This is a genomic window from Pseudomonas sp. BN606 (genome assembly GCF_029873115.1).
Lineage (GTDB): Bacteria > Pseudomonadota > Gammaproteobacteria > Pseudomonadales > Pseudomonadaceae > Metapseudomonas.
The window spans coordinates 304,021-329,467 of sequence record NZ_SSOF01000080.1; the positions used below are offsets into that span (position 1 = coordinate 304,021).

The 25,447-nt window shown below is 61.2% G+C and carries 30 protein-coding genes and 1 pseudogene; 13 read left to right on the forward strand and 18 right to left on the reverse strand.

Going from position 1 to position 25,447, the window contains the following annotated elements:
* Positions 1–383: 383 nt before the first annotated feature.
* On the forward strand, positions 384–1,919 hold the full coding sequence (locus tag E8E75_RS24105) for a hypothetical protein (protein ID WP_280359850.1): 1,536 nt from the start codon (positions 384–386) through the stop codon (positions 1,917–1,919).
* Between the two features lie 77 nt (positions 1,920–1,996).
* On the opposite strand, the gene E8E75_RS24110 is transcribed toward E8E75_RS24105, so the two are convergent.
* Entirely contained in the window at positions 1,997–2,689 is a 693-nt protein-coding gene (locus tag E8E75_RS24110) for a hypothetical protein (RefSeq protein ID WP_280359851.1), read from the reverse strand.
* A complete protein-coding gene (locus tag E8E75_RS24115) occupies positions 2,689–2,967 on the reverse strand; it encodes a hypothetical protein (RefSeq protein WP_280359852.1) in 279 nt (92 codons plus the stop codon). Before E8E75_RS24115 ends, E8E75_RS24110 begins: the two co-directional genes overlap by 1 nt.
* A 175-nt stretch (positions 2,968–3,142) precedes the next feature.
* Between E8E75_RS24115 and E8E75_RS24120 the strand changes: the two genes are divergently transcribed.
* Entirely contained in the window at positions 3,143–3,364 is a 222-nt protein-coding gene (locus E8E75_RS24120; protein WP_280359853.1) for a helix-turn-helix transcriptional regulator, read from the forward strand.
* Between the two features lie 32 nt (positions 3,365–3,396).
* On the opposite strand, the gene E8E75_RS24125 is transcribed toward E8E75_RS24120, so the two are convergent.
* From E8E75_RS24125 to E8E75_RS24135, 3 genes are all read right to left on the reverse strand, one after another.
* Positions 3,397–3,846, reverse strand: a complete 450-nt coding sequence (locus E8E75_RS24125) for a hypothetical protein (protein WP_280359854.1) — start codon at positions 3,844–3,846, stop codon at positions 3,397–3,399.
* Between the two features lie 326 nt (positions 3,847–4,172).
* The gene (locus E8E75_RS24130) at positions 4,173–5,126 is read right to left on the reverse strand and encodes a hypothetical protein (RefSeq protein ID WP_280359855.1); all 954 of its coding nucleotides are present in this window, start codon (positions 5,124–5,126) and stop codon (positions 4,173–4,175) included.
* Between the two features lie 426 nt (positions 5,127–5,552).
* Complete coding sequence (locus E8E75_RS24135; protein ID WP_280359856.1) at positions 5,553–5,744, reverse strand: hypothetical protein; 192 nt, start codon at positions 5,742–5,744, stop codon at positions 5,553–5,555.
* A 165-nt stretch (positions 5,745–5,909) separates the two neighbouring features.
* On the opposite strand from E8E75_RS24135, the gene E8E75_RS24140 reads away from it, so the two are divergent.
* The 3 genes from E8E75_RS24140 to E8E75_RS24150 all read left to right on the forward strand — a co-directional run bounded on the left by E8E75_RS24140 (position 5,910) and on the right by E8E75_RS24150 (position 7,931).
* Positions 5,910–6,128 (forward strand): GDCCVxC domain-containing (seleno)protein, encoded by a 219-nt coding sequence (locus tag E8E75_RS24140; protein ID WP_280359857.1) that lies wholly within the window; start codon positions 5,910–5,912, stop codon positions 6,126–6,128.
* A gap of 54 nt (positions 6,129–6,182) precedes the next feature.
* On the forward strand, positions 6,183–6,884 hold the full coding sequence (locus E8E75_RS24145; protein WP_280359858.1) for an SOS response-associated peptidase: 702 nt from the start codon (positions 6,183–6,185) through the stop codon (positions 6,882–6,884).
* A gap of 336 nt (positions 6,885–7,220) precedes the next feature.
* Positions 7,221–7,931 carry a recombinase family protein gene (locus E8E75_RS24150; RefSeq protein WP_280359859.1) on the forward strand — a complete coding sequence of 237 codons (711 nt, stop codon included), beginning with the start codon at positions 7,221–7,223 and terminating at the stop codon, positions 7,929–7,931.
* 257 nt (positions 7,932–8,188) lie between these two features.
* Here E8E75_RS24150 and E8E75_RS24155 read toward each other — a convergent pair whose 3' ends face one another.
* From E8E75_RS24155 to E8E75_RS24170, 4 genes and pseudogenes are all read right to left on the reverse strand, one after another.
* On the reverse strand, positions 8,189–8,905 hold the full coding sequence (locus E8E75_RS24155) for a hypothetical protein (protein ID WP_280359861.1): 717 nt from the start codon (positions 8,903–8,905) through the stop codon (positions 8,189–8,191).
* Positions 8,902–10,617, reverse strand: a complete 1,716-nt coding sequence (locus E8E75_RS24160; protein ID WP_280359862.1) for a recombinase family protein — start codon at positions 10,615–10,617, stop codon at positions 8,902–8,904. The genes E8E75_RS24155 and E8E75_RS24160 overlap by 4 nt, the downstream gene beginning before the upstream one ends.
* 40 nt (positions 10,618–10,657) lie before the next feature.
* Positions 10,658–11,305 (reverse strand): annotated as a pseudogene (locus tag E8E75_RS24165) (magnesium chelatase domain-containing protein); the annotation flags it as partial.
* Positions 11,306–11,343: 38 nt separating this feature from the next.
* Positions 11,344–11,607: an accessory factor UbiK family protein gene (locus E8E75_RS24170; protein WP_120653964.1), complete on the reverse strand. Its 264-nt coding sequence runs from the start codon at positions 11,605–11,607 to the stop codon at positions 11,344–11,346.
* Positions 11,608–12,021: 414 nt separating this feature from the next.
* On the opposite strand from E8E75_RS24170, the gene glnK reads away from it, so the two are divergent.
* From glnK to sutA, 4 genes are all read left to right on the forward strand, one after another.
* Entirely contained in the window at positions 12,022–12,360 is a 339-nt protein-coding gene (gene glnK / locus E8E75_RS24175) for a P-II family nitrogen regulator (RefSeq protein ID WP_003457590.1), read from the forward strand.
* A 34-nt stretch (positions 12,361–12,394) separates the two neighbouring features.
* Positions 12,395–13,714, forward strand: coding sequence for an ammonium transporter (locus E8E75_RS24180; RefSeq protein WP_120653965.1), 1,320 nt, complete (start codon positions 12,395–12,397; stop codon positions 13,712–13,714).
* A gap of 138 nt (positions 13,715–13,852) precedes the next feature.
* A complete protein-coding gene (locus E8E75_RS24185; protein WP_120653966.1) occupies positions 13,853–14,278 on the forward strand; it encodes a secondary thiamine-phosphate synthase enzyme YjbQ in 426 nt (141 codons plus the stop codon).
* Positions 14,279–14,354: 76 nt separating this feature from the next.
* The gene (gene sutA / locus E8E75_RS24190; RefSeq protein ID WP_120653967.1) at positions 14,355–14,669 is read left to right on the forward strand and encodes a transcriptional regulator SutA; all 315 of its coding nucleotides are present in this window, start codon (positions 14,355–14,357) and stop codon (positions 14,667–14,669) included.
* Positions 14,670–14,848: 179 nt separating this feature from the next.
* On the opposite strand, the gene E8E75_RS24195 is transcribed toward sutA, so the two are convergent.
* Genes E8E75_RS24195 through E8E75_RS24220 form a run of 6 tightly spaced genes read right to left on the reverse strand, consistent with a single transcriptional unit; the run spans position 14,849 to position 19,417 of the window.
* Positions 14,849–15,553 carry an HAD-IA family hydrolase gene (locus tag E8E75_RS24195; RefSeq protein WP_120653968.1) on the reverse strand — a complete coding sequence of 235 codons (705 nt, stop codon included), beginning with the start codon at positions 15,551–15,553 and terminating at the stop codon, positions 14,849–14,851.
* On the reverse strand, positions 15,550–16,446 hold the full coding sequence (xerC, locus tag E8E75_RS24200) for a tyrosine recombinase XerC (protein ID WP_120653969.1): 897 nt from the start codon (positions 16,444–16,446) through the stop codon (positions 15,550–15,552). The genes E8E75_RS24195 and xerC overlap by 4 nt, the downstream gene beginning before the upstream one ends.
* 29 nt (positions 16,447–16,475) lie before the next feature.
* Complete coding sequence (locus E8E75_RS24205; protein WP_120653970.1) at positions 16,476–17,177, reverse strand: DUF484 family protein; 702 nt, start codon at positions 17,175–17,177, stop codon at positions 16,476–16,478.
* The gene (gene dapF / locus E8E75_RS24210; RefSeq protein ID WP_120655323.1) at positions 17,174–18,004 is read right to left on the reverse strand and encodes a diaminopimelate epimerase; all 831 of its coding nucleotides are present in this window, start codon (positions 18,002–18,004) and stop codon (positions 17,174–17,176) included. Before dapF ends, E8E75_RS24205 begins: the two co-directional genes overlap by 4 nt.
* Before the next feature lie 10 nt (positions 18,005–18,014).
* Positions 18,015–19,262 (reverse strand): diaminopimelate decarboxylase, encoded by a 1,248-nt coding sequence (gene lysA / locus E8E75_RS24215; RefSeq protein WP_120653971.1) that lies wholly within the window; start codon positions 19,260–19,262, stop codon positions 18,015–18,017.
* A gap of 14 nt (positions 19,263–19,276) precedes the next feature.
* Complete coding sequence (locus tag E8E75_RS24220; RefSeq protein WP_003457568.1) at positions 19,277–19,417, reverse strand: lipoprotein; 141 nt, start codon at positions 19,415–19,417, stop codon at positions 19,277–19,279.
* Positions 19,418–19,556: 139 nt separating this feature from the next.
* Between E8E75_RS24220 and E8E75_RS24225 the strand changes: the two genes are divergently transcribed.
* The 4 genes from E8E75_RS24225 to rnk all read left to right on the forward strand — a co-directional run bounded on the left by E8E75_RS24225 (position 19,557) and on the right by rnk (position 21,678).
* Positions 19,557–20,606 (forward strand): AraC family transcriptional regulator, encoded by a 1,050-nt coding sequence (locus tag E8E75_RS24225; RefSeq protein ID WP_153919072.1) that lies wholly within the window; start codon positions 19,557–19,559, stop codon positions 20,604–20,606.
* Between the two features lie 3 nt (positions 20,607–20,609).
* On the forward strand, positions 20,610–20,945 hold the full coding sequence (cyaY, locus tag E8E75_RS24230; protein WP_174235609.1) for an iron donor protein CyaY: 336 nt from the start codon (positions 20,610–20,612) through the stop codon (positions 20,943–20,945).
* Complete coding sequence (locus tag E8E75_RS24235; protein ID WP_120653973.1) at positions 20,926–21,129, forward strand: DUF1289 domain-containing protein; 204 nt, start codon at positions 20,926–20,928, stop codon at positions 21,127–21,129. The genes cyaY and E8E75_RS24235 overlap by 20 nt, the downstream gene beginning before the upstream one ends.
* 141 nt (positions 21,130–21,270) lie before the next feature.
* A complete protein-coding gene (gene rnk / locus E8E75_RS24240) occupies positions 21,271–21,678 on the forward strand; it encodes a nucleoside diphosphate kinase regulator (protein WP_120653974.1) in 408 nt (135 codons plus the stop codon).
* Positions 21,679–21,865: 187 nt separating this feature from the next.
* Here the strand turns inward: rnk and E8E75_RS24245 are convergent, their stop codons facing one another.
* The 3 genes from E8E75_RS24245 to E8E75_RS24255 form a co-directional block, all read right to left on the reverse strand.
* Complete coding sequence (locus E8E75_RS24245; protein ID WP_153919069.1) at positions 21,866–24,703, reverse strand: class I adenylate cyclase; 2,838 nt, start codon at positions 24,701–24,703, stop codon at positions 21,866–21,868.
* Between the two features lie 105 nt (positions 24,704–24,808).
* Positions 24,809–25,051, reverse strand: a complete 243-nt coding sequence (locus tag E8E75_RS24250) for a TIGR02647 family protein (protein WP_120653976.1) — start codon at positions 25,049–25,051, stop codon at positions 24,809–24,811.
* 79 nt (positions 25,052–25,130) lie between these two features.
* On the reverse strand, positions 25,131–25,409 hold the full coding sequence (locus tag E8E75_RS24255) for a hypothetical protein (RefSeq protein WP_120653977.1): 279 nt from the start codon (positions 25,407–25,409) through the stop codon (positions 25,131–25,133).
* Between the last annotated feature and the right edge of the window lie 38 nt (positions 25,410–25,447).

The following is a 25,447-nucleotide window of genomic DNA, read 5'->3' on the forward strand; positions in this document are numbered from 1 at the left end:
TCTCCCAGTCCGCAACGGACTATCGCGAAACTCCCCGCTATCGACTTCCTGCTGATGCCAGCCGATCCGGCCCGCACTTGCTCGTCGCCTATTGCCCAGAGAAACGCGAAGCTGAGTTCGAGGTAGTACGGAAGTGCGCGTCGCTAATCAGAGCAATGCTTAGTGCCACTAAGGCTCCAGCGCATATAAACACGACCGATATCGGTCAAAATAACCAAGTCCAAGAGGAAAGAGCATGAGAGTTAGTCTGAACGATCAGGCCAAGCAGGAGTTAATCGCGCTGATGGAAGCGCGAGGGTTGAACAGCCCATCTTGCGTAATCAATGTAGTTATCACAGAGGCGTTCAACGCCTATTTCAATATCCCGACTAGCGAGGATGAACATGGAAGTAAAGAACAACGCCGGACAGCGTGAGTACACTTGCGCCAACTGTGGCACGGATTACCAAGGCAAGAAGTACATTGCCGATAAGGCCCAGCGGTTCTGCTCCCGCTCCTGCAAAGAGAAGGCAGCCCGAGCAGCCAAGGCGAAGGCCAAGGTAGTCAGCCAGCTTGAACGCTGGGCGAAGAGTTCCTTCGGCGGGTACGTAATCAGCAAGTGCCGAGATGCCGGAACAGTCCAGATCATGCACGGCCACACCGCCCAGAGCCTGGATGACCTCGCCTCCCTGTATTCCAGTTACTTCAAGTGCTACGGCTGGAACAAGGATGAGCGGAAGAGCCTGTACAACCTGTGCCATATCCAGCCCCACAAGGGCCGTGATGGCTCCATCGGCCTCCTTCACCCACACAACCTGTTCATTGGTTGCAGTGAAGCGAACAGGCGCCACCACAACAAGCCAGTGCCCATGGATGCCGGTCTGTCTCTCCCCGCTTCCAAGTTGGTGGCCAAGTGGAAGGTGAAGCCCAACGCCACAGCCGCAGCAATCGCCAAGCAGGTACTGGCGTTCTTGGGTGCAGAGTTCGACGACTACCTACTCAGCGCGGGCAGTATCAAACTGAACAAGCGCCACAGCCTCGCTCAACGAATCTACAACCGGCAGCAGAAGGGCACGGCAGTTGCCGACCTAGACCGCAAATGGACACTGCCGGAACTAGAGGCACTGCCAGTCGAGGAGCTGGAGAAGATGGACGCCTTCCAGAAGGGCAAGGAAGTGAATACATTCCGCCCCGAGGTCTACACCAAGGCTCTCCTGTGTGTGTGCGAGGATGAACTAGAGCGTCTTGCCGGTACAGGTGCAGGCCGCCACGCCGACAACTGCCGTTTCATGCTGCCGTTGGTGAGGGGGCTAGGCATTTACCTTGCTCAGCTTGAGAGTGAGGACGTGCTGGAACGGTCACACCGTAGCTTCATGAGTCTGGCCAGGGCCACATGGAAGCCACTTCAGTACAACATGGGGTTGTTCTGGGGGACAAACCCTCGCCCTGCCATGGCTCGTGACTTCGGCTACATGAAGGAAACCATCCTCCAGGGCGCCTTCAATGCCTTGCAGGGGCTCCACGTCAACAAGGAGCGTTTCGAGGACCACCTACTCAAGCGCCTGCAACTCGATACGCTGGTGCCGCAGGTAGATACGCCCGATGAATACAGCTGGGTCGCCAGCGAGGTTGGGAGTTGGGACGTGGCCATCGACACGCTGTACACAGCCGCTGAGCCTGTCTGGAATACGCTGGAACACTTGGGCATGGTCACCCTCGCCCAGATCGAGGAGGCCCGTACTGGTCTGCTGTGGAGTGCGAAGGAAGCCATCGATAAGGGGCGTCGTCGTTACCGTGCTCAACCTCGGTTCCGTCGCGTGCATGGAGGCAAGCAGTACACCGATTGGGGGTGGAAGGGCTACCCGGATTGGCTGCTGTACCCACCCGTACTGGTGGAAGGCTTACACCTCGACTCTGAGGAGTTGTCCAAGGTCGCTTGATGGGAGCGGTGCAATGCCGCCCCCCTCTGAAGCACGTTCCCGGCTATCTCACTTCCTCGCTTGGCGAGCGTACTGCCTCAGTCCCAGCGCGGCACAGGAACGTACCCTGCTGCGGCCTCTTCCAAGTTGCCATGCAGGTCGTGATTCGCCATGAACTGCCGAAGTATCTCGCCAGCAGCATCCTTGGTTGGGTATGGCCCGACACGCATGTAGAGGCTAGTTTCGGAATGGACTTCGTGCCCCAGCTCCCGAACCTTCTCTGCGATGGCTCGGTACTCATTGTTCGAGCTGTAGGGGATCGTGATGAACCAGGGCCTTGCTGAAATGGTACTGGCAGGCTTCAGAACCTCAGCAGCTTGCACAGGAACAGGCTCAACCTCACTTCCACAATGCTTGCACTTCACGGCCTGAGCCTTGATCAGTTCGGCACAGAAGGGACACTCACGTAGACCATTCGTGCTGACATTCACCTGCCCTGGAACAGCGGAAGCCGGATCAGCCACCTCCTCCCAGCCACGACGCAAGTACGAGTTGGCAAGGATGCCTCCGATCGTGAAGCCGTAAACGATGGTGGCGAGAGGCAACGCGATGATTAAGCCAGGGCCACCAGTGATGCCAGTCAACCCGCCTACCAAGATCGTCCAGATAAAGAAGTGAACCCACAGCCCTCGGTAAGCCAAGTAGAACGGCCCGAAAAGAACGATGAAGAACCAAGCTCCATCCTCGAACTGCTCGGTGTGGCCGTTCGCAGGGTTCCTAAACGTCCGCATCACTTCATCCTCACAGCGCTATAGCCCCGGCTGGTCATGCAGAGCTGGTACGTCTGGTTCTGCTTATGCAGGATGTTGGCCCCCTCCATGAATGTGCCCCGGTACTCGTAGTCAGCCACCTGCACGTTGCTCGAAAGCATTCGGCAGTGAGCATCGTCCTGAACTACCTCTTCCTGAGTCGCACTCGGTTTCACCATCTGGTACTGCGGCTGACCAGCACACCCAGCCAACAACGTCACCACCCCAGCCAACACCACACCCTGAAGCCCAGTCTTCATCTCTCGCTCCTTCTCCTCGGTTCGCATGCTACCCGGCAGTGATTCGCCACCACTGGCCATGCTGGCGGAATGGTGCCATGTCACCCTGAAAATTCACAACATATTGTGAAGACCGAGGCAGCCTCGAAGCCGAGAGTTCCCCTACTCAAGTGGGGGACGCGGTTTGGACGTAGGGTTGGCATTCGGGAAGGCGCTTCGCCTGAGACGCAAGGAGGCTGGGCTCACCCAAGAGCAGCTAGCCCACGAAGCGGAAGTGCAGCGGAACTACGTGAGTCTGCTTGAACGGGGCATCAACCAGCCCACCCTCACCATCATCTTCAAACTGGCCGCTGCGTTGGACTGCACGCCTTCCGCTCTCGTCGAAGATGTCGAGAAACTTGCGGTCAAGATCAAATAAGATTGAGCACGTGGAGCGGGATTGCCTCCGGTTTAGGATGACAATGCACCGCTCTTCTGAACCTGGGGGCCCTCGATCCAGTTCAGTTTGTCGAGGTGCCGCTTGCAGTTGGCGTACTGCTGCCCCACCACCTCATCCACCCAACCAAACTGCTCAATGACTCGTGCATTCACCCAACCGTTGTACGCCAGCGACAAGACCTGAGCCCGCCAGCCGTCAACATAAGCCTCCACGTCCTCGAATCGACGCCAGCCCTTCAGGGCATCGTCACTACCCAGCCAGTACCACTCGCCGTAGTAAGCCTGATCAAACACAGCGAACCAGCTCTTCCTCGCCCAGAAGCTTTTGCTGGCTTCCTGTTTGCACTCTTCGAAGTTGAACAGCCCTCCATAGTGCAATGCGTCCAGGGCATGAGCGATGTGCTTCTGTGCCATCTTTCGGGCCATTCGGCGAACAATCCCATCGAACATCGAATCAGGCATGGGCTGGGCCTTCAACTGAGGTAGGAGTAAGTACAGGGAGGATATCAGGCGGCCAGAAAACTGCTCGCTGCCGGGTATGTCAGTCCACTCATCACCTACAGGCACGGATGTATGCCGGCCAACTAATCTCAAACTTGTCCTAGAGAGAGGACAAATGGCCACTACGGGCACATCCCAGTCAAGGGCACTTGGCAGCGTGTCCGTGGTGGCCACGTTGTTTTCCTAAGGTCGTCACGGTGCTTTCGTCTCCTCCCCGTAACGAATGCTCGCAGCCGTGACGGCCTCTTTTCCTTACTAGGGTTAACTCGACTTCGGCGCCTAACGTCTCATGGCGAACGTGGCGTCAGTCTATTTTCCTGCGGTACAGGGAAGGGGAACCCAAGCACCGGGAACTTGCCGCGTACACGGTTCTGGGCTTGGCAGTTCTTGACGCAGTTTGTGGATGGTGGAGCCACTTCCACAGAATCTTCACCCAGCACACCACCCATTCGACCGCCGCTGGCAACCCGCCACACTGAGACTCCCCCGAACTGGCTTACACGGGTGGCAACCTGGGTACTGTCTCGCCCTACAAACTTGGGTGATAGGTCATTGGCGAAGTTGACCCGTGGCGTGACCGGCACCGGGGCACAACTGGGGTTGAAGTTCGGAGGGACGCACAGCGGAAGGTTCACGTTCCTGAAGTTGGGGTTATCGAAGTAGAAAACTCCGTCTGCCAGTACGTGAGTGAAGTCGGTTGTCAGGCCATCCGCCCGTGACGGCTCCATCTGGAATATCCCGCCCTGGGCACAGTCCTTGGCCTGAATTTTCATCCCGACACCGGGGCCATTTCTTGCCAGCAGGACATCCGGGCCATCCAGTTCAAGCGTCAGGTTCCCGTTCAACGTCACACCCTGAAGATCAGGCGTCTTGCTCGCAAATATTGTGGTCGGCACACCACCGGTCATGTCCAGCGGATTGGGCGCCCCAGTCAGCGTGTAGTTGTGAACACCCAGCGTGGCCGCGTCCACCACAAACACCACGAACTTGCCCCGAACCGTGAAGCTAGTGCCCAAACCGCTCGCGGGGATTGTCGTTTCGGTCAGTCCGCTGACAGGCCCTCCCGGAAGCTCGACGGTAAATCCGCCCCCCTCACAGCCCGCATCTTTAGCGGCATAAGCCTGCTGGCCCAGCAAGCCCGATGACAACGCTGCAAGCGCAAGCAATCCAGTCCTTATCAGGTCGGGCCTCTTTGTAGGGAAAGCTGTCTCTGAGGCAGGTAACTCCAATCGGCTGTTCATGATGTGATCCTCATGCACACAGGGGAACGCCAACCAGTCCATACCTAGTCGCCCGTGGGGAGCGGCCAGCCAACCAGCACGGCCAATATCTGCAGCGTGATAGCGCAACTGCGGTTCCGCACCATCCTTCCAAACCAGTCAGCACCGTCTAAAGCGTGGGAATTTTTCCCACGAGATGAGGCTAGTTCTGACTCCCGAGGAGTCAACGACCGAACATCGGGGCATGAGTCAGCTGGGGCACCAACGCCCAGAGCGGCTGCTCGCCCTGGCGGTTTTCTTTCCCTCCGCCGTCTATCACCCTCGCGATTGCCGATGTACACCGGGTGTATCGTGAAAGTGTCCCGTCAGAAGGACAGAAAGCCATCGCACGCTCCCTCCCCATCGAGCAATGGAACGCGGTGGCTTTCCTATTTGGGGCGGGGAACGCTATGGGAGCGTCATCACCAGATAGAGGGCAAAGCGAGCGGTAGTGGCAACCGTTGCAAGCACAAGGGCATTCACCCGTTTCAGGCTTTTTTCTTCGTCTGCATCGCCGGTGTAGCTGACAGCAGCAACTCGCCCCATATGCATTAACCAGATGGCGGCGGCTGTCCCTGCCAGAGCGAATTCCCTTTCCATCCTTGCCCCTTGTAGCGGTCCATTCCAGCCAATGTCCCGGCTCAGTCCACTACACTTAAAGTACCCCTGCAGAGCGCGGAGCGAGTTGCCTTAAGGCCGTTGCGGCAATCCCTCCCCCATGCTCGCAAGCCGTAGCGGCCTCTTTTCCCCAACGACATTCCTGACATGCCCGTCATTCTCGAATCCGTATTGACCTGCCCACATTGTGGCCATGCCCAGCAGGAAGCCATGCTCACGGACGCCTGCCAGTACTTCTACGAGTGCAGCCAATGCAAGGCACTGCTGCGGCCCAAGCCTGGTGACTGCTGCGTGTTCTGTTCGTTCGGCTCTGTACCCTGCCCGCCTATCCAACAGCAACGTGGGTGCTGCCAGACCAATGCCTAGCGTGCGATTCTTTCCGAATACTGAAGCTTCCCCGATGACAGTGGAGTGATCGCTATGTGCGGACGCTACGTCTCTCCGGAAGACTGGGACATCGAACACTTCTGGCAAATCAGTGCCCACAACTCTGGCCGCTGGATTCGCAGCTTTAACGTAGCGCCCACGACCATCGTTCCTATGGTGAAGCTCGATGACCTTGGTAAGCCAGAGGTAGTGCCGGCCCGTTGGGGCCTTGTTCCTTTCTGGTGGAATCAAACCGAGCCGCCCAACTTCAGTTTCAACGCCCGTTCTGAGGAAGCCGCGAACAAGCCCATGTGGCGTCAGAGTCTGCGGACACATCGCTGCCTGATGCCAGCCCAAGGCTGGTTCGAATGGAGCAACCACCAGCAAGTACGGGGCAGGTCAGGTCGGAAGGTCAACCAGCCTTACTACCATCACGGCATCGACGATGGCGTACTGGCGATTGCTGGCCTTTGGTCCACCTGGTTCGGGCCAGCAGGACAGAAAGTGGTTTCCTGCGCGATGTTGACCAAGGAAGCAACTCCGTCGGTAGCCTTCGTCCATCACCGGATGCCGGTAATTCTCCACCCGGAGCAGTTCGACCTCTGGCTATCGCCCAGCACTAAGACAGAGCAGGTTCAGGGCGCTATTGCCCTGAGTCGGAGAGACTTTGCCGTTCACCCGGTTACGACAGATGTGGGCAATTCTCGCAATGATTACCCGGAGTTGCTGGAGCCGGTGAAGGTCTATCCAACCTAGTAAGCAATCCAGAACTATCAAATTCGTGACTAGATCAATCACTCCGGTCACAGAACCTTCCTCCCGATACCCTCACAGCCCCCTATCCATCAGCATTTCCACCGGATGGGGTTAAGCGAAGCCCCCTCGATTACCGCTACAGCTGACTTTTCGCCGCTGGTGGCTTGCACCACGTCAGTTCAACTCAGATTCGATTTCACCGATGACTTTGACCAGCACTCCGCCAATCGAGCAGGAGTCGCCCCCAATCTGGCCCATTCTGCTCATTACAATCGTTGAACGACCGTTGTAACAGATGTAAAATGACTCCATCAGCCACAGAACGGAGTCATCAGCATGGAAGTTATCGCCTACTACCGAGTGTCCACCAAGGGCCAAGGTGAATCCGGTCTGGGTATCGAAGCTCAACAGGAGTACATCCGCATTGCCGCTGAGCAGCAGGGCTGGACGGTAGTAGCTGAACACACTGATGTTGGTATCTCCGGTTCCATCCACCCGCTGGAGCGTCCAGAAGGCGCCAAGGCGTTTGCTCATGGTCTGCCGGTAGTAGTGGCCAAGCTAGACCGCCTGAGCCGGGACGTTGAGCACATCGCTGGCCTGATGAAACGCAGCAAGTTCATGGTGGCAACCATGCCCAAGGCTGACACCATGCAGCTCCACTTGTTCGCAATGCTGGCTGAGCAGGAACGCACCTTCATCAGCGAACGCACCAAGGCCGCTCTCAAGTCGCTGGAAGCTCGTGCAGAAGCTGGGGATGCAGACGCAGTGCAGAAGATCGAAAACCGCTCTCAGGCACTCGCCAAGGGCCGCAGCATGCTCAACCGCACCAAGGGCCACGACACCCAGCGCAAGCAGGCTGACGACCGTGCAGCAGTGGTGAAAGACACCATTGAACTGTGTGTCCTGAAGGGAGCTAAGAGCCTCCAGCAAGTTGCCGACTGCCTCACCTCCAAGGGCATCCCAACAGCTCGTGGTGGCCAGTGGTCCCCGACTGCCGTTATGCGTGTCATGCAGCGCCTTGGACTGGAGCTGGCGAAGGGGGTGTAGTCACTACCGACACCCTTCAGTTTTGAAGACACCCTACAGGCCCCCATGAGCGGCCTTTTTTCTGCCTCTGAGGATATTTTGAATTCCTAGTGCAGGATGTCCGGGGTGATGGGCTGGGGCATCAAGGAGGTCGCCACCCAGAGCCGTATTTTCTCACCTCTGAGAAGTTGCTCGACCGATATTCTGTTTGGCCGAAATCTCAGCCTATTTCCGATTGCCCCTGCCTGCCTTTTGGAAAATGTCTTCAGATGCCCAGCTCATCTCTGGGGGACTTCGACAACCTGGGCAAACGCAGGCCGGTAGAGAAGGATTCTCTCGAATGGGGTGGAGGCAAGATACTCACCAGCAGGCCACTCAATGCCCTGGTCCTGTGCGGGATTCCAGAAGTCGACGATTAGCAGCAGCCAGTAAGCATCGTGTTTCGTGTAGCCCAGTAGCTTGCTGATCTTCTGTTGCACCATGTCCTTGACCTGTGCGACTGATAGGGCAGGTACGTCGTAGCTCTGCTGATAGCGCCACTTACTGTTGGGGTATTCCTTGCCATCGTGGAAGAGGAATGAGAGTTCCGGCGTATCGTCCAAGGGATTCCGCATCACGCAAGTATCGTGGTGTGAGGACGCCTTCAGTGCGAGGTCTGCCACGCTACGTACTATCTGGGGAATACGCTCCCTCTCAATCGGGAAGTTGGGGTCAAAGTCGAGGCTTACCTCAATCTTCCTGCCCCCTTTCGACAGGTATTCTCGTTCGGCCTGTTCTACGATTTTCAACCGCTGCTGTCGTTGGCGCTGCTCGCTCCGAAAATCACTACCATCGGTTTTGAAGAGATGGGCAATCTCTATGCCGATGCTTCTCTCTCCTTGGATGATCACATCGGGCTTGTCGTCGTGCACAACCGTTCCGGGTGGAAGCTCGTAGTGCTGGCTGAACTTCTCGAAGTAGTGCGTCTCGTTGATCTGGTTTGGGGTGAGCTTCATTCGATCTTGCCTCCCCGCCCTAGCTGCTCGCTGAACCAGTGCCAGCTAATGCCTTCTTCCTGTTCACGCTCTGCTCGGTCTGGATCAAGCTCACCCTGTTCGACCTGCCTCGCCCAGATATCGTCGTCCATCGCCTGAACCTCTACGGCACCATCGAGATACTTGATACCGAACAGTTGCCCGTCAAAGTCATTCGCCGCTGACTCGTAGGTTGTATCTAGAACCCAACACGTAAAGCTATTCGGGTTGTACCTCTGGAACTGAACAAGGATGCCGAGTCGCTTCAGCAAACTGTTTGCGGCCGCCCGCCCCTCGTAGGACACAAGGTCCAGCCTCTGGAAGAAATCGTCTTTGCTGATCACGCGGCTCGATGCCAGTTGCTGGCGTAGCTCATCGCGCTTTGATGTGTGCTGCTCGTGTTCCAGCTCCAGGGCTTGCAGAAGTTGGGCGCTGGGTTTGGATGGGAATTCTGTGTGTGCATCAATGGCCTGTTCTAGCCTGCTCGCCACTATCGCCAGTTGGCCTTCAGCAGCTTCAAGGCTCCTGTGGATTTCAGCGGAACGACCATGCACCAGCGACATAGCGTCCACCTTTGCCAGAACTTCCTTGAAGACGGTTTCAGCGTACTCCGCCCGAATCATGCCGCCTGTGCAGCTCCCTTTCTTGGCTGAGTGGCACCACAGATACTTGTAGCCCTTCGGAGGCTTACCCTTGTTGATCAGGTGCAGGGCATCGCCGCAGAGACGACACTTGGCCAGCCCCTGCCAGATGTTGAACTCCGTGGCCTGCTTGGTAACTGAGTACCGTTTTCTCTGGGCCCGTGCCGCCTGAGCCCGTAGGAACACTTCTTCATCGATCACTCGCGGGTAGAAGCCTTCCACAGCTTCGCCATCGTTCTGCCGAACACCGTCGAGGAAGTGCATAGGCTGGTACTCGCCCAGCACGGCCCGATTATCGAGAATCTTGGCAACACTGCTCGTTCCCCAAGTGCCACTTTGATTGCGGGGCTTGCTGCCATTCTTGCCGGTAGTGCTACCGAACACGGGCACACCATCTGCGTTTAATCGCTTCGCTGTGATCACTTGGCCGCGACCTTCAATCGCTTCCCTGAAGATACGTTCAATGACTTCCACTCGCGTCTTGATCGGCTGATATACGCCATCTTTCAGCTCCAGCCAGTAAGGGCAGGCAGCTCCGAGTGGTTTCTTCTCGGTTCGTGCAAGATCACGCTTCTGTCGCCATGCCTTACTAACCCGCATTCCTTTGACGCTGGATTCTTCGTGGGCACGGGACATGGAAACAATCGAGACAATCAGATCAATGTCGTTAAAGTCTTTTGTGTAAAGGCGTCTGTCTGCACTGGTGTAGATGTTGATTCCCTTCGCCAGCAGATCGAGGAAGCGGGGCAGGGCATCCCGCACTTTCTCTCGTGATAATCGGTCCAGACTCTCCACCAGCAGATATGATCCGGGCTTGATGGTCCCGTCTTCCACATAGCCAAGGAAGCGTTTCAGCTCGCCTGTGTCGTCTACGTGCTTGCCCTTGTATGCGCTCCGGCCAGCATCAAAGAATTTGTATTCCTTCGCTGCCGCCAGCTCTAGCCCGTTCTCCTTGCAGTACGCCTCAGCCGCTTCCCGCTGGCGCCTGTAGCTGTCGCCTCGGGCCTGCTCTGGGCTGCTGAATCGGATGTAGCTGTAGGCGAGGGGCTTCATGGTGGGGCTGATCCTGATCTATTGGTGCACTGAACTACAACAATAACAGGTTGTGCGACCCAGCCGCAGCGACCAGGAGGGCGCGCTTTGCTGCGACCTGGCCCTGGACTTCGGCGAGGTCGGGGTAGGGCGGGCGCTCGTCCATCAGGCCCTGGGCCTGGTAGAAGGGCAGTGGGGTATGGCCGGCAAAGTGCGCGGTCAGCTCCAGCAAGTGCGAGGCGGCCAGCACCTTGAGACCGCCGGCCAGGCTGGCTTCTTCGGCATTATCCCGTGGCACCACCAGGGTCCGCCCGGCGGCGCGAGCGGCGAGCGCGGCGGGGAGTACACCCTGCACAGATCGCAGCGAGCCGGAAAGCGCCAGTTCACCCAGGCATTCCACCTCATCCAGGGCACCGGCCGGCAATTGGCCGCTGGCCGCGAGCACGCCAAGGGCAATGGCGAGGTCGAAGCGGCCGCCATCTTTCGGCAGATCTGCCGGAGCGAGGTTGAGGGTGATGCGTCGGGGAGGGAAATCGAACCCGCTGTTCTGGATCGCGCTGCGGACGCGGTCCTTGCTTTCCTTCACGGCGGTTTCCGGAAGGCCAACCAGGGCCAGGGACGGCAGGCCGTTGGCGAGGTGCGCTTCGACGGTCACGGCAGGGGCTTCGACGCCAACCTGCGCGCGACTGTGGACGATGGCCAGGGACATTGATCACTCCTTGATCGGTCCGCCGGGCCGGAGTGGGATCACTCCGCCGACGGCGGGTTCAGCTTGGCATCCAGTTCCGCGACCTTGGCTTCCAGGGCCTCCAGGCGCGCGCGGGTGCGGGCGAGTACCACCATCTGGCTGTCGAATTCGTCGCGGGTGACCAGGTCGAGTTTGCCGAAGGCGCTCTGGAGCAGGACCTTGAACTGGGCCTCGATTTCAGCACGGGGCAACGGGCTGTCGCTGCTGAACAGGCGCGAGGCAGTGGCGGCGAGGGTATCGAGCAGGGCTTTGGGCGGCAGCATGGCGGTATCCGTAAGTGAATGAGCGGGAGTCTATCACGGTGCTCTCTGGGGCCGTGCCGGCAGTGCCCGGTGCCCAATTATTGAGCAATGGGCTGGAGCGCTGCGCACTGCTTTGGTGCGATGCGCGCACGATCGGGCCTTCTGAAATGCGGCATCCGGCCAGTATCTGATTGAAAACAGGCACTTTGTCTGGAGCTGGCAAGAATTCTGCTTGGAGCTGAACGACGCATGCACCGATGCAGTTCCGGTGCACCGGGCGAGGCGGGGGAGTGTTTCGCCAGAAGCGGTTGGTTTGTGTCGGAGTGCCGAGCCAGGGCGGGCCGACGCGTTACAAAAGCCAGACACTGCGCTTAGACTTGAGCCGGGTTCGCGTTTTTCCTGGGGCAAGTCAACCAAAACACGGGAGAGAGTTTCATGAAGCTAGTCACCGCCATCATCAAGCCTTTCAAGCTCGACGACGTGCGTGAGTCGTTGTCCGAGATCGGCGTGCAGGGCATCACTGTCACCGAGGTCAAGGGCTTCGGGCGGCAAAAGGGCCACACCGAGCTTTATCGTGGCGCCGAGTACGTTGTCGATTTCCTGCCGAAGGTGAAGATCGATGTGGCCATCGCCGACGATCAGCTCGATCGTGTGATCGAGGCCATTACCAAGGCAGCCAACACCGGCAAGATCGGTGACGGCAAGATCTTCGTCGTCAATCTGGAACAGGCCATCCGTATCCGTACCGGCGAAACCGGCACAGACGCGATCTAAGCCGCCGAACCCCAACGCCCCAGGAGAAAACAACATGACTCTGCGTAAAGCCGCAGGGCTAGGAGCCCTTTTGTCCCTCGTTACCCCCGGCCTGGCCATGGCCGCCGACGAGGTCGTGCTGAACAGTGGTGACACGGCGTGGATGATCGTCGCTACTGCGCTGGTGCTGTTCATGACCATCCCCGGCCTGGCGCTGTTCTATGGCGGCATGGTTCGCTCCAAGAACGTTCTGTCGGTGATGATGCAGTGCTTCGCCATCACCGGCCTGATCAGCATCCTCTGGGTGGTCTACGGCTACAGCCTGGCCTTCGACACTACCGGCATGGAACAGGGGGTGATCAACTTCAACTCCTTCGTGGGCGGCCTGTCCAAGGCGTTCCTCAGCGGCCTGAACACCAGCAGCCTGGTGTACGCGATTCCTGAGAGCGTGTTCATCACCTTCCAGATGACCTTTGCCATCATCACCCCGGCCCTGATCGTGGGTGCCTTTGCCGAGCGCATGAAGTTCTCCGCCATGCTGATCTTCATGGCTGTCTGGTTCACCCTGGTCTATGCCCCGATCGCCCACATGGTGTGGAGCGGCAACGGCGGCCTGATGTGGGACTGGGGCGTGCTGGACTTCGCCGGTGGCACCGTGGTGCACATCAACGCCGGTGTCGCAGGTCTTGTAGCCTGCCTGGTACTGGGCAAGCGCAAAGGCTACCCGACTACTCCGATGGCTCCGCACAACCTGGGCTATACCCTGCTCGGCGCCGCCATGCTCTGGGTGGGCTGGTTCGGTTTCAACGCTGGTTCCGCGGTTGCGGCCAATGGCACGGCTGGCATGGCCATGCTGGTTACCCAGATCGCCACTGCCGCCGCCGCCCTGGGCTGGATGTTCGCCGAGTGGCTGACCCACGGTAAGCCGAGCGCACTGGGTATCGCTTCCGGTGTGGTCGCCGGTCTGGTTGCCATTACTCCGGCCGCTGGCACCGTCGGCCCGATGGGCGCCTTGATCATCGGTCTGGTTGCCGGCGTGGTCTGCTACTTCTGCGCTACCAGCCTGAAGCGCAAGCTGGGCTACGACGACTCCCTGGACGCCTTCGGTGTGCACGGCATCGGCGGTATCGTTGGCGCACTGCTGACTGGCGTGTTCGCGGCACCGGCCCTGGGTGGTTTCGGCACCGTGGAAAACATCGGCGCCCAGCTGCTCATCCAGTTCGAGGGTGTGGCCTTCACCGTCGTCTACACCGGTATCGTGACCTTCGTGATCCTGAAAGTGCTGGACGTGGTCATGGGCCTGCGTGTCAACGAAGAGGAAGAGACCGTCGGCCTCGACCTGGCTCAGCACAACGAGCGCGGCTACAACCTCTGATCCGATCGATTTCCCCGTTCGGCGGTTGCCGGCGGGGTCGTCGACAGGAAAGCCAAAAAGGGCGCCGCAAGGCGCCCTTTGTTTTTTTTTCGGCCGCGCTAGAATGCCCGCCGTACGAGCCGCAACAGGTATTTGCGCATGTGGCAGCAGACCCTGATCACCTTGCATCCGAGGCCGCGTGGTTTCCATCTGATTACCGAGGAAATCCTGGCGGCGTTGCCGGAACTGAGGCGCTACCGATTGGGTCTGTTGCACCTCTGGCTGCAACATACTTCGGCTTCCCTGACGGTGAACGAGAATGCCGACCCCGCGGTAAGGCGGGATTTCGAGCGATTCTTCAATCGCCTGGTGCCGCAGGGCGAAAGCGGCTATGAACATGACTATGAAGGGCCGGACGACTTGCCCGCGCATTTCAAGGGCAGTCTCCTCGGTTGTCAGCTGAGTTTGCCGGTCCGAGACGGGCAACTGGCGATGGGCACCTGGCAAGGTGTCTACCTGGGTGAGCACCGCGACCAGGGCGGCGTGCGCCGGGTGTTGGCGACCTTGCATGGCGAGGCGTCCTGAATTTTTTCCGGCAGCGTTAGAAAGCTGGCGCAGCTGGGCTATAACTAACCTGCTTTGGCAAGGCATGAGGTAGAACATGAGCGACGAAGAACTGGAACAAGACGAGCTGGAAGCGGCCGACGAGGACGACGGCGAAGAGCTGGCTGCAGCCGATGATGGTGAAAGCGACGACGATGGCGAGGCCCCTGCCCCCTCCGGGAAGAAGGCGAAGGCTGCGGTCGAAGTCGAAGAGTTGCCCAGCATCGAAGCCAAGCAGAAAGAGCGCGATGCCCTGGCCAGGGCTATGGAAGAATTCCTGGCCCGTGGTGGCAAGGTGCAGGAGGTCGAACCCAATGTGGTTGCCGACCCGCCGAAGAAGCCGGACAGTAAGTACGGCAGCCGCCCCATTTGAGGCTGGCACCCGTCGAAAGAGCCCGCTATTGGCGGGCTTTTTCATGGAGGCGGGAAAGTCTGTGCGAACTCAGGCTCTGCCCGTCGTTCGGGGCTGCCGATGCCGTAGGTTGGTATAGAGCGGAGCGAAGCCCAACGATTCCCGGTCGGGCTGCGCGCATGGCGCACCCTATGAGTCGCTTAGTGCCACTTCGCCCAGCGCGCCAGCACGCCAGGCAATTCTCCCAGGCTGGAAATCTCGGCATCCGGCAGCCTTTCGCCCGTCCAGTCCTTCCCCTGCGGGTTGAACCAGATGGCACGCAGGCCGGCGCGGCGGGCGCCTTCGATATCGTCGGCCGGATGGTCGCCGATGTGCACGGCTTCCCCAGCGCTGACACCGCCGCGCTTGAGCGCTTCGAGGAAGGGCATCGGGTCGGGTTTGCCGATGCCCAGCTCTTCGGCGCAAAGGGCGAACTTGAAATAGTCGGCCAGACCCAGGCGGCGGACGTCGGCATTGCCGTTGGTGATGACGCCCAGGCTGTAGCGAATGGCCAGGCGTTCCAAGGTGGGCACGGTGTCCGGGAAGAAGGTGATGCGGTGACGGGCGTGGAGCATGGCCTGGAAAGCGCCTTCGGCCAGGTCGACGGCATCGTCGGCGGAATAACCGACACCTTCCAGTGCGCGGCGCAGGGTACGGCGGCGCAATTCGCTAAGGCGGTACTTCAGACTGGGCTCTGCGGCCAGGACCTCGCCACGAATGGCCCACAGGTGTTCTACCGGCAGGGTGCCCAGGGCCGGGGTGTGTTCCATCAACCAGTCGCGCATGGCGGTCTCGGCGCCCTCGATCACCGGGCGGTTATCCCAGAGGGTGTCGTCCAGGTCGAAGGTGATCAACTGGATACTCATTCGTCGGCTCCCCGTCGCTTCGCCCTCGGATGGGCCTGGTCGTAGACCGAGGCCAGGTGCTGGAAGTCCAGGTGGGTATAGATCTGGGTGGTGGAGATGTCGGCGTGGCCGAGCAACTCCTGTACTGCCCGCAAGTCTTGGGATGACTCCAGCATATGGCTGGCGAAGGAATGGCGCAGCATGTGCGGATGCAAATGCTGGCCCAGTTCACGAACCCCTGCCTGGCGCACCCTCAGCTGGATGGCGCGCGGTGTCAGGCGCCGCCCCTGTTGGCTGATGAACACTGCGCCGTCACCGGGATTGGCCGCAGCGCGCAGGGGTAGCCATTCCTCCAGCGCCTCTCGCGCCTTGCTGCCCACGGGCAGTTCACGGGTCTTGTTGCCCTTGCCGCGTACCCGAACGAGGCCCGCAGAGAGATCGAGCCCTTCGAGGTCAAGGCCTACCAGTTCGGACAGGCGCAAGCCCGAGGAGTAGAAGAGCTCCAGCATGGCCTGGTCGCGGCGGGCGATGAAATCGTCTTCCACGCCGCCGTCCAGCAGCTGCTGGGCACGGTCGGCGTCCAGTGCGCGGGGAAGACGACGAGCGCCCTTGGGCGCGGCGAGGCCGTTGGCCGGATCGTGACGGCAGCGGCCTTCGCGGATCAGGTACTGATAGAGGCCACGCACGGCCGAGAGCAGGCGCGCCAGGCTACGGCTGGACAGTCCATCCTGATGCAGTCGGGCGACGAAGCTGCGCAGGCTGCGGACATCCAGGTCATTCCAGTTGGCAATGCCGTACTTTTCGCAGAGCGCACGCACCTTGAGCAGGTCGCGGTGGTAGCCGTCCAGTGTGTGGGCCGACACCTGACGCTCGCTGCGCAGGTGGTTCAGGTAGGCGTCCAGGTCGGCATTCATGGGGCTTCCTTGGAATGCGCGGCGGTGGTCTATCTCACCGAGCGCAGGGGGGATGCGAAGCGCGGTAGTACCCGGGCCAGCACTTCGGCGACATAACCGAGGAACAGGGTGCCGAGGGAGCTCTTGTAGTGCTGCGGATCGGGACTGCCGATGGCAAGCACGCCGTGCAGGCCCTGGTGGGTCAGGCTGACCACGGCGGCGGAGCCCACCTGGTCACGTTCTTCGGTGCCGAACAGGAACTCCAGTTCATGGCTGCGCAGCACGCCGCAGATGGTCTTGCCGCCGGCCAGCAGGCCGCCGATGCTCTGGTGGGCTTCGGCGGTGGTGACACTGCGGCCCACCGGCAAGGTGATCTCGCTGAACAGGATGAGGCTGACGAAGGGCACCTGGAACTCGTGGCGCAAGCTGTCTTCCACAGCGCCGACCACTTCCTCGAGGCTGGAGGCGTCGAGCAGGTCGAGCACCAGTCGACGGGTCTTGTCGAACAGTCGGTCGTTCTCCCGGGCCACATCCATCAGCTGCGACAGGCGATGGCGCATCTCGATGTTGCGCTCACGCAGCAGTTTCACCTGGCGCTCCACCAGGGATACGGCGTCGCCTGGCTGGTGGGGGATGCGCATTTCGGGAATCAGTTCCTCGTGCTGGACGAAGAACTCCGGATGGAGGCGCAGGTAAGCTGCCACCGTTTCGGAATCGAGGTGCTGCGGCTGGTCCTGGTGCTGGTCGGTCATAGGCGAACCTGTCCTTCGAATACTCGGACGGCGGGTCCGGTCATCATAACGGGGTGCCCCGGACCGGCCCACTCGATCAAGAGCCTGCCCCCCGGCAATTCGAGTTGTACCGGGGAGTCCATCCAGCCCTGACGGATCGCGGCCACTGCGGCGGCGCAGGCGCCGGTGCCACAGGCCTGGGTTTCCCCGGCACCGCGCTCCCAGACGCGCAGCTTCGCCTGCTTGCGGTCGACGATCTGCAGGAAGCCTACATTCACCCGCTGCGGGAAGCGTGGATGGTGCTCCAGCTTCGGCCCGAGGCTGTGCACCGGGGCAGTGGCGACGTCGTCGACGCGTAGCACTGCATGGGGGTTGCCCATGGAGATGGCTGCCAGCTCGACGGTCTGGCCGTCCACGTCAACCGGGTAGGTCAGCGCTTCGCTATCGGCGACGAAAGGAATCTGCTGCGGGACCAGGCGCGGCGGCCCCATGTCCACGGTGACCTGGCCGTCTGGACGTACATCGAGCTCGATGATGCCGCCCTTGGTTTCCACGCGAATGCGCTTCTTGACTGTCAGGCGCTTGTCGATGACGAAGCGGGCAAAGCAGCGCGCACCGTTGCCGCACTGTTCCACCTCCGATCCGTCGGAGTTGAAGATGCGGTAGCGGAAATCGACGTCCGGATTGGTCGGAGCCTCGACGATCAGCAGTTGGTCGAAACCGACTCCAGTGTTGCGGTCGCCCCACTGCTTGGCGTGCTTGGGCTGGATGTGGGCGTGCTGGCTGACCAGGTCGAGGACCATGAAGTCGTTGCCGAGGCCGTGCATCTTGGTGAAGCGCAATAACATGGATGCGCCCTCACTGCGGCAGCAGGCTTTCGCCGGCATAAAGGTCTTCAATAGTCTCGCGGCGACGCACCTCGAAGGCTTGCTCGCCATCCACCAACACCTCGGCGGCGCGGCCGCGGGTGTTGTAGTTGGAGCTCATCACGAAACCGTAGGCGCCAGCGGAGCGAATCGCCAGCAGGTCACCTTCGGCCAGCACCAGGCTGCGCTCGCGGGCGAGGAAATCGCCGGTTTCGCAGATCGGGCCGACCAGGTCGAATGTGCGCTCGGTACCGGCATGGGGTTGCACCGGCACCACATCCATCCAGGCCTCGTAGAGGGCCGGGCGGATCAGGTCGTTCATGGCCGCGTCGATCACCGCGAAATCCTTGTGTTCTGTGAGCTTGAGGTATTCCACCTGGGTCAGCAGCACGCCTGCATTGGCGACAATGGAGCGTCCGGGCTCGAACAGCAGCTCCAGGTTGCGCCCCTTGATGCGCTGGCGCACGGCCTGAATGTATTCGCCGGGCAGCGGTGGCTGCTCATCGCGGTAGCGCACGCCGAGGCCGCCACCGAGGTCCAGGTGGCGAATGGCGATGCCGCGTTCGTTCAGACGGTCGATCAGGTCCAGGAGGCGGTCGAGGGCGTCGAGGAAGGGTTCCAGGCTGGTGAGCTGGGAACCGATATGGCAGTCGACGCCGATCACAGCGATGTTGGAGAGGCTGGCGGCCTGTACATAGACAGCCTCGGCTTCATCTATGGAGATGCCGAACTTGTTTTCCTTCAGGCCCGTGGCGATGTACGGGTGAGTACCCGCATCCACATCGGGATTGACCCGCAGCGATACCGGCGCCTTCATTTCCATGGCTGCGGCCACGTGCTGCAGGCGTTCCAGTTCGTTGCGCGATTCGACGTTGAAACAGTGCACGCCCACTTCCAGGGCGCGGCGCATGTCGTCGCGGCTCTTGCCGACGCCGGAAAAGACGATGCGCTCGGGAGCGCCGCCGGCAGCCAGCACGCGCTCCAGTTCACCGCTGGAAACGATGTCGAAGCCCGCGCCGAGACGCGCCAGCAGGTTCAGTACACCGAGATTGGAGTTGGCCTTGACCGCGTAGCAGACCATGCCGGACGAGCCGGACAGGGCGTCGGCATAAGCCTTGTAGCCGGCCTCGATCGCTGCGCGGGAATAGACATAGGTGGGCGTGCCGAAGCGAGCGGCGATATCGGACAGCGCTACGCCTTCCGCGAACAGCTCCCCGTCGCGGTACGTGAAAGCGTCCATGACAGCTCCCCCGATCAGCGGATGTACACGTCTTTCTGGTGTTCCTTCGCTGCTTTCTCGTCGTCAGGCATGTAAAGCGGGCCTTTCTGGCCACAGCCGGCCAGCAGACAGGCAACGGCGAGCAGGGCGACGAAGGGGGCGTGGAGTCGCTTCATGACGGAGTCCTTGCAGAAAACGTGAATTGTTCCGGAGTATACCGACCCCCCGCCGCCTTGCCTATTCGGTGAAATTCCCGTCTGGCGTGGCCTGCGGGCCTATGCGGCGTTAGCATTGGCGACTGAAAAAGGAGCTCTCATGGACAACGCCGCATCCCTGGCCGGCTCGGTCTCGGTCGCCTATCTGCAGGGACTGGTGGAGCGTATCGAACAGTTCGGCGTGACCCCTGCCGAGTTGCTTGGCCACGTCCAACTGACACCCGCGATACTTTCCCAGCGTGATCAGCGCATCGCGGCCAGCGCCTACCTGGAGTCGCTCGGGCATGCGGCGCGACTTTCCGGCGACCCGCACCTTGGCTTGCACCTGGGCGAGGCTGTTCGCCCTGGCCACTACGGCGTGCTCGGCTTTTTGCTGATGAGCTGCGCCACCCTGGCCGATGCCCTGCATCGCCAGGCGCGTTACGCCGCTCTGGTGGGCAACCTGGGCCGCGTCGAGCTGGCCGACGAGCCGCCTCGTGAGGGGCTGGAGCCCCTGGTGGCGCATAGCTGGGAGTCCATCCTGCCGCAGCAGCGCGCGCTGCTGGCTGAAGAAACCCTGTCCGGTTGGGTGACCTTCGGTCGCTGGATAACCGGACTGGACATTCCACCAACCGAGGTGCGCTTCCAGCACCCTGCGCCAGCGGAAACCACCGAGCACCAAAGGATCTTTCGCTGTCCGGTACTGTTCGGCCAGGCAGACAATGCCTTGATCTTCCCCAAGCGACTGTTGGCTACACCACTTGGCCAGGCCGATGCCGAGGTGCGCCGGCTGTTCGACGGTTACGCCGAACGCCTGCTGAATGAACTGCGCCAGGGCCACAGCGTTCTGGACCGGGCTCGTGAGCTGCTGGCCGCGCAGTTGTCTGCCGAAGGGCCGGACCTGGAGCGCCTGGCCGACGAGCTGGCATTGAGTCCCCGCACGCTGCAGCGCCGACTGCGTGAGGCCGGGTTATCCTTCAGTCAGTTGGTGGATGAGACACGCCAGCAACTGGTGCTGCACTACCTGCGTGATCCGACCCTGGAGCTGGCCGATATCGCCTTCCTGGTCGGCTTCAGTGAACCCGGCTCCCTCGGCCGCGCCTTCCGACGCTGGACCGGACAGAGCCTTGGCGAGTACCGTCGCCCCCCATCCCCCAATGCCCTGAGGTAAACCCTGATGAGTTTGAGCGAAGCCCGATTCCACGACCTGGTCGATGAAGCCCAGGAGCGCGTGGAAGACGTGTTCGATGACAGCGACCTGGACCTGGATCTGGAAAACAGCGCCGGTGTGCTCACCGTGCGTTTCGAGAATGGCAGCCAGGTGATCCTCAGCCGCCAGGAGCCGCTGCGTCAGCTCTGGGTGGCGGCGCGTTCGGGGGGCTTCCACTTCGACTATGACCAGGCCAGCGGACGCTGGATCTGCGATAGCAGCGACGAGCCGCTGGGCGAGCTGCTCAACCGTGTGACCCGCGAGCAGGCGGGCGAAGACCTTGAGTTCGACGAACTCTGACAGCGCGCCCCCGGCACGCTACCCGTCGCCCTGCATCCGGCATTGCTGCCTGGACGATGCTGACGTGTGCGTAGGCTGTGGCCGAACCCTGGCGGAAATCTGCGAGTGGGGCGCGGCGAATGATCAGCGCCGGCGCGAAATCTGCAGCGCCGCCCAGCAGCGAAAGCGGCCGCTGCCCGGGTGACCGGGTGGTCTTGCCAATCGCAGGTGCGCTGACGTACTGTCGGGCTTCGGGCAATTTTGTCCGGGAAACAGAATCTGAAACCCCGCCTTCGGGCGGGGTTTCGCTTTTCTTGCACACTGAATAAGGAGTCGCGCGTTCGCCATGAACACCCACCCGCCCATCACCATTACCCGTCTCGACCTGCAACGCCTGGAGCGCCTGCTCGACAGCCTGGAGGAATTCGGCCCCGCCGCCGAGGCGCTGGAGAGCGAGCTGGCTCGCGCCCAGGTGGTTGGCCATGAGGAAGTTCCGCCGGGCGTCGTCACCATGAACTCACGCGTGCATTGCCGCGAAGAAAGCAGTGGCAAGGACTACCACCTGACCCTGGTTTACCCGGAAGACGCGGGTGGCGAAGGCAAGGTATCCATCCTCGCTCCGGTGGGCAGCGCGCTGCTCGGCCTGTCGGTTGGCCAACACATCGATTGGCCGGTGCCCGGCGGCAAGACCCTCAAGCTGACTCTGCTGGACGTCGAGTACCAGCCGGAAGCAGCGGGCGAATACGCTCGCTGATTCATTCTTCGCAGTCCTGTCGGATTGAGTAGCTGTAGGGGCGAATGAATTCGCCCCTACAAGACCAGTCTCCAGCTGGGTCTGCGCGTTGGGCTTCGTGGCCTCAGCCACAACCTACGGCAGGACTTCGTCCCGCATCGCGAAAGAACTCGCTTCTACAGGGCGATGGGCCGGCCGGCGTGCCGGCTCAACCGTCCCGCAGCGCCCGGTTCAGCCTTTCTTCCAGCTCCACCTTGTAACGCAGGTAGTGCACCGTTTGCGCCTGGCCCTTGCCGGGGATGCGCGACAGGTCAAGGTCGGTGATGTAACAGGGATAGCGCTCAGGCTCGCGGCGCTGGGCGAGGATGTGCCGGGCCACGGCTGCGAACAGGCCTGAGCCGTACTCCAGCTCGGAGAATTCGCGGTGGTTGCAATAGAGCGTCACGTGCACCAGGCCCTGCTCGGCCGGTTCAACGATCGCTTGCACGTCATAGAAGGGGTGGCTGACCGCGGCTGAAGGCGCGGCGCGGCGCTCCAGGTGCCGGCCCTGGCGCACCACTTCGTAATAGAATATTTCCGGCGCCAGTGTTGGCACCGGGCTATCCAGCGGCAGCAGGGCATTGCGCCGGTAGAGCAGCGATTGCAGGAAACGATGCAGCGGTGTCAGCAGGCTCTGCTCGTCGCGGAACGGCAGACGCTGACGCCAGAGCGCGTTGTGTTCATCCAGCAGGCTGATCTCGGCACTGTCGCCATCCTGGCGATAGAACACCTGAATGCAGTTCGGCCTGCCCAGGGGCAGGATGACGGCCAGGTCCTGTTCCTCCAGGGCATGGCGGTCGAGTTGTAGCGGGCTGTATTGCGGCAGGTCCCGGCCCAGGTGATCGATCAGGGCTGGCAGATCGGCCAGGCTGGCGTGGCTGACTTGTCCCGGCTCCAGTTGCAATACGTGGTAGCGCTGCTGAACCTGCAGCAGGAATCGGGGCACGCCGGCTGTTCCGAGCAGTTCCTGAGCGTCGTCGAACAGTTCCTGTACTCGTTGGCTGATGGCCTGGGCGCGATTGCGGCAGAAGCTGCGTACCTTCAGACCTGGGCGGGTTCCACTGGCCGGCAGGCTGTTGAGGAAATCGCGCAAACAGGCGAGCAGGGCGTCGGGGCCCTCGTAGCGGCTGACCAGCATCTCGTTCCAACTGTTCAGGGTCACCTGGTCGATGGTTACCACCAGGTTCTCGCGCACGCCTGAATAGCCCAGGGCGTCGGTGCGCTCGGTGGTCATGTGGAGGTTCTTCTGGCTGTGCTGTTTCAGCGGATCGAGCCCAACGTTCACCAGCAGCATCACCTCGGCGGGAACACCAGCGCGCAGCAATGCACTTTCGTCCACCTGTCCCTGAGGCTGGGGGAACGTCTGCTGCAAGCTGGTCAGCAGATTCGACAGTTCGTGCTCGGTCAGGTCGCTACTGCCCGGGTGCAGGGACAGGCGCGTGCCGGAGTCGATCACACCGTTACGATGGCACCAGGCAAGCAGGGGCATCAGCTCGCGGCTGCGTTTCAGTGGGGCAAAATCCTGCCACTCAAGGGCGTTCAGGCTGCCGGAGTAGAGCGCCCACTGGGTTTCACCCTCGGCTTCCGGGCTGGGCACCTGGACCAGGGTCAGGGTGTCTTCGGCGATGTCCGGGGCGATCCCAGGGTTGATGAATTCGATCTTGCCGGCCTTGCGCTCGAAGGCGGCATACAGACGCCGGCCGAGTACGCCCAGGTCGCGGCTGCTGAGGGTGCCGATGGCCTGTTCACTACGGGCGAACTGGGACAGGAAGCGGTAGCTGTAGGTCAGTTCGTTGACCAGTGCGCGGCGCTCGGCCAGCACCTGGCGGACCTTCCATTGGCTGCGGCTGTCCAGCATCGCCAATTGCCGATGCTGCCAGTGCCATTCGGCGGTCAGGCGTTCCAGCAGCATGCGTTGCCAGCTTTTGCTCCGGTTGCGTGGCGGCCGACTGAGCTTCTTGTTCACCTTCAGGTAGAGGCAGCGGCGAATCAGCTCCAGGCGTTCGGTTTCGTTGCGCCCACGCAGGTATTCCTCGAGCCGGCGATAAACCACCATGTAGGGGTCGAGCTCGTCCAGGTCCAGCCGGTTGGCATAGACCGCCTCCTTGAATCGCAGGGACAGGCAGGCCACCTGCGGATGTTCGCTGGCGTAGACCTCGGTGAGCAGCAGTTTCAGTACCGATTTGTAGGGTGATTCGATGCCCTTGAACAGTTGCCACATGCTGGCGCCGATGAATTCGCCCGGCGGGATGTGCGCCAGATGGCCGAGATCGAGTACTTCCTCTGCACGGATGAAGCGTTTGGACAGCAGGGTGCGGGTGTACTCGGCGTATCGCGCCTCCTCATAGACCGGTACCAGCCACCAGAGCGGGGTGCGCCCGGCGAGCCAGATGGCGGTACGGTAGAACTCGTCCAGCAGCAGGTAGTGCTGGGTGGTGCCACAGTCGTCGGAGGTCAACCGGGCTTCGCGATCGCCCTGGGTGAAGCGTGCCGGGTCGATCAGGAAGAAGTGCGCTTCGGCGCCCTGGCTGGCCGCCCACTCTTCCAGCGCGCTGCACTTGCGTTGCAGTTCCGCGATGGCGCCGGCGTCAAGCTCCGGTGTGTGGCAGACCCAGATGTCCATGTCGCTTTGCTCGGCCTGGGCGATGGTGCCCAGGCTGCCCATCAGGAACAGGCCGTGGATGGGCGTGGGTTGCGGCCCTCGGCGCGCCTTGTAGGCGAAGGAGCGCGTCAGCCGCTGGGCTTCGGCCAGCAGGTCGTCATCGGGCTCATAGGCGGCGACGCCCGCCGGTGCGGTGCCGGACACGTAGCCGGGGAGAAGCGGGTGGTTCACGTGGAACAGCAGCGGCAAGAGCTTCAGGACCAGCTGCTGGCGTGTGGACAACGCCTGCATGGCTCGAGCCAGGCGGCCGTCGTTGACCTTGAGGAAGCGGGCGCGCAGTTGCGCGAGGACCTTGCGGTCGATGCCGTCTTCGATGTCCGGGCGGATTTCCTGGGTACGCGTCATGCTCTGCTCATGTCCCGATGCTGGCGGCCTGGCCGGCAACCTTCGCTGCCGGCAGGCGTCCGCATTGTATCGCCCGCAATGTTGCCGACTTGAGCGGCAACGACGTCAGGCGTGCTGAGGCAGGAGAATGGTGCGCAGTGCCTGGACGTGTTCAGCGGCATCCAGGCCGAGGCTGGTCAGATAGCCGCCGTCGGGCTGGGTGATCAGGCCTTTCTCGTGAAGTCGCATGACTGCGGCCTGAGCTTTGGGGTTGGCGTTGTTGTGGACTTTCAGTCCTTCCTGGGTGTTGTCCAGGTTGAACAGGGCCAGCAGTTCGAATTCCGCGATGAGCTCGGGGGTGAAGACCATGGTCGCTCCTTGTTCTTGTTGTACCGCAAAGGCCGGCGATGTCCGGCCGGAATCTGGAGTCTGTGGAGTGTAGGTGAGGTCAGGCCTGATCTTCGGGCAGGTCTGGCAGTGCCCGCAAGGCCCTTTCGTACCAATCGGTGTCGAAAGGACGGTCGGCCGCGAGCATGGCGTCGATCTCGTAGGCCAGGACCAGGGCCATCAGCTGGAGGATTTCCTCGCGCTCGTAACCCACCAAGGTCAGCTTGTTGAGGGTGGCGCGGGCGGCGGGCGGTTCGCCGGCCTCGATCTGGTTCTCGATGGCCTGGATCAGGGTGGCCTCGGCGAAGGCCTCTTCACCGTCATCAATGTCGTCGGTCATGGCGATGTCCTGTCAGCGACAGCCGGGCGGAACGGGAA

Bases quoted from the DNA above. Each gene is read 5' to 3' on its own strand.
- E8E75_RS24245 (WP_153919069.1), bottom strand. From the start codon at position 24,703: ATGACGCGTACCCAGGAAATCCGCCCGGACATCGAAGACGGCATCGAC.
- E8E75_RS24115 (WP_280359852.1), bottom strand. From the start codon at position 2,967: ATGAAGACTGGGCTTCAGGGTGTGGTGTTGGCTGGGGTGGTGACGTTG.
- rnk (WP_120653974.1), top strand. From the start codon at position 21,271: ATGAACACCCACCCGCCCATCACCATTACCCGTCTCGACCTGCAACGC.
- E8E75_RS24185 (WP_120653966.1), top strand. From the start codon at position 13,853: ATGTGGCAGCAGACCCTGATCACCTTGCATCCGAGGCCGCGTGGTTTC.
- E8E75_RS24180 (WP_120653965.1), top strand. From the start codon at position 12,395: ATGACTCTGCGTAAAGCCGCAGGGCTAGGAGCCCTTTTGTCCCTCGTT.
- E8E75_RS24250 (WP_120653976.1), bottom strand. From the start codon at position 25,051: ATGGTCTTCACCCCCGAGCTCATCGCGGAATTCGAACTGCTGGCCCTG.
- E8E75_RS24225 (WP_153919072.1), top strand. From the start codon at position 19,557: ATGGACAACGCCGCATCCCTGGCCGGCTCGGTCTCGGTCGCCTATCTG.
- E8E75_RS24145 (WP_280359858.1), top strand. From the start codon at position 6,183: ATGTGCGGACGCTACGTCTCTCCGGAAGACTGGGACATCGAACACTTC.
- dapF (WP_120655323.1), bottom strand. From the start codon at position 18,004: ATGTTATTGCGCTTCACCAAGATGCACGGCCTCGGCAACGACTTCATG.
- glnK (WP_003457590.1), top strand. From the start codon at position 12,022: ATGAAGCTAGTCACCGCCATCATCAAGCCTTTCAAGCTCGACGACGTG.
- lysA (WP_120653971.1), bottom strand. From the start codon at position 19,262: ATGGACGCTTTCACGTACCGCGACGGGGAGCTGTTCGCGGAAGGCGTA.
- E8E75_RS24150 (WP_280359859.1), top strand. From the start codon at position 7,221: ATGGAAGTTATCGCCTACTACCGAGTGTCCACCAAGGGCCAAGGTGAA.
- E8E75_RS24105 (WP_280359850.1), top strand. From the start codon at position 384: ATGGAAGTAAAGAACAACGCCGGACAGCGTGAGTACACTTGCGCCAAC.
- xerC (WP_120653969.1), bottom strand. From the start codon at position 16,446: ATGAATGCCGACCTGGACGCCTACCTGAACCACCTGCGCAGCGAGCGT.
- E8E75_RS24110 (WP_280359851.1), bottom strand. From the start codon at position 2,689: ATGCGGACGTTTAGGAACCCTGCGAACGGCCACACCGAGCAGTTCGAG.
- E8E75_RS24170 (WP_120653964.1), bottom strand. From the start codon at position 11,607: ATGCTGCCGCCCAAAGCCCTGCTCGATACCCTCGCCGCCACTGCCTCG.
- E8E75_RS24220 (WP_003457568.1), bottom strand. From the start codon at position 19,417: ATGAAGCGACTCCACGCCCCCTTCGTCGCCCTGCTCGCCGTTGCCTGT.
- E8E75_RS24130 (WP_280359855.1), bottom strand. From the start codon at position 5,126: ATGAACAGCCGATTGGAGTTACCTGCCTCAGAGACAGCTTTCCCTACA.
- E8E75_RS24135 (WP_280359856.1), bottom strand. From the start codon at position 5,744: ATGGAAAGGGAATTCGCTCTGGCAGGGACAGCCGCCGCCATCTGGTTA.
- sutA (WP_120653967.1), top strand. From the start codon at position 14,355: ATGAGCGACGAAGAACTGGAACAAGACGAGCTGGAAGCGGCCGACGAG.
- E8E75_RS24205 (WP_120653970.1), bottom strand. From the start codon at position 17,177: ATGACCGACCAGCACCAGGACCAGCCGCAGCACCTCGATTCCGAAACG.
- E8E75_RS24255 (WP_120653977.1), bottom strand. From the start codon at position 25,409: ATGACCGACGACATTGATGACGGTGAAGAGGCCTTCGCCGAGGCCACC.
- E8E75_RS24160 (WP_280359862.1), bottom strand. From the start codon at position 10,617: ATGAAGCCCCTCGCCTACAGCTACATCCGATTCAGCAGCCCAGAGCAG.
- E8E75_RS24125 (WP_280359854.1), bottom strand. From the start codon at position 3,846: ATGCCTGATTCGATGTTCGATGGGATTGTTCGCCGAATGGCCCGAAAG.
- E8E75_RS24140 (WP_280359857.1), top strand. From the start codon at position 5,910: ATGCCCGTCATTCTCGAATCCGTATTGACCTGCCCACATTGTGGCCAT.
- E8E75_RS24155 (WP_280359861.1), bottom strand. From the start codon at position 8,905: ATGAAGCTCACCCCAAACCAGATCAACGAGACGCACTACTTCGAGAAG.
- E8E75_RS24195 (WP_120653968.1), bottom strand. From the start codon at position 15,553: ATGAGTATCCAGTTGATCACCTTCGACCTGGACGACACCCTCTGGGAT.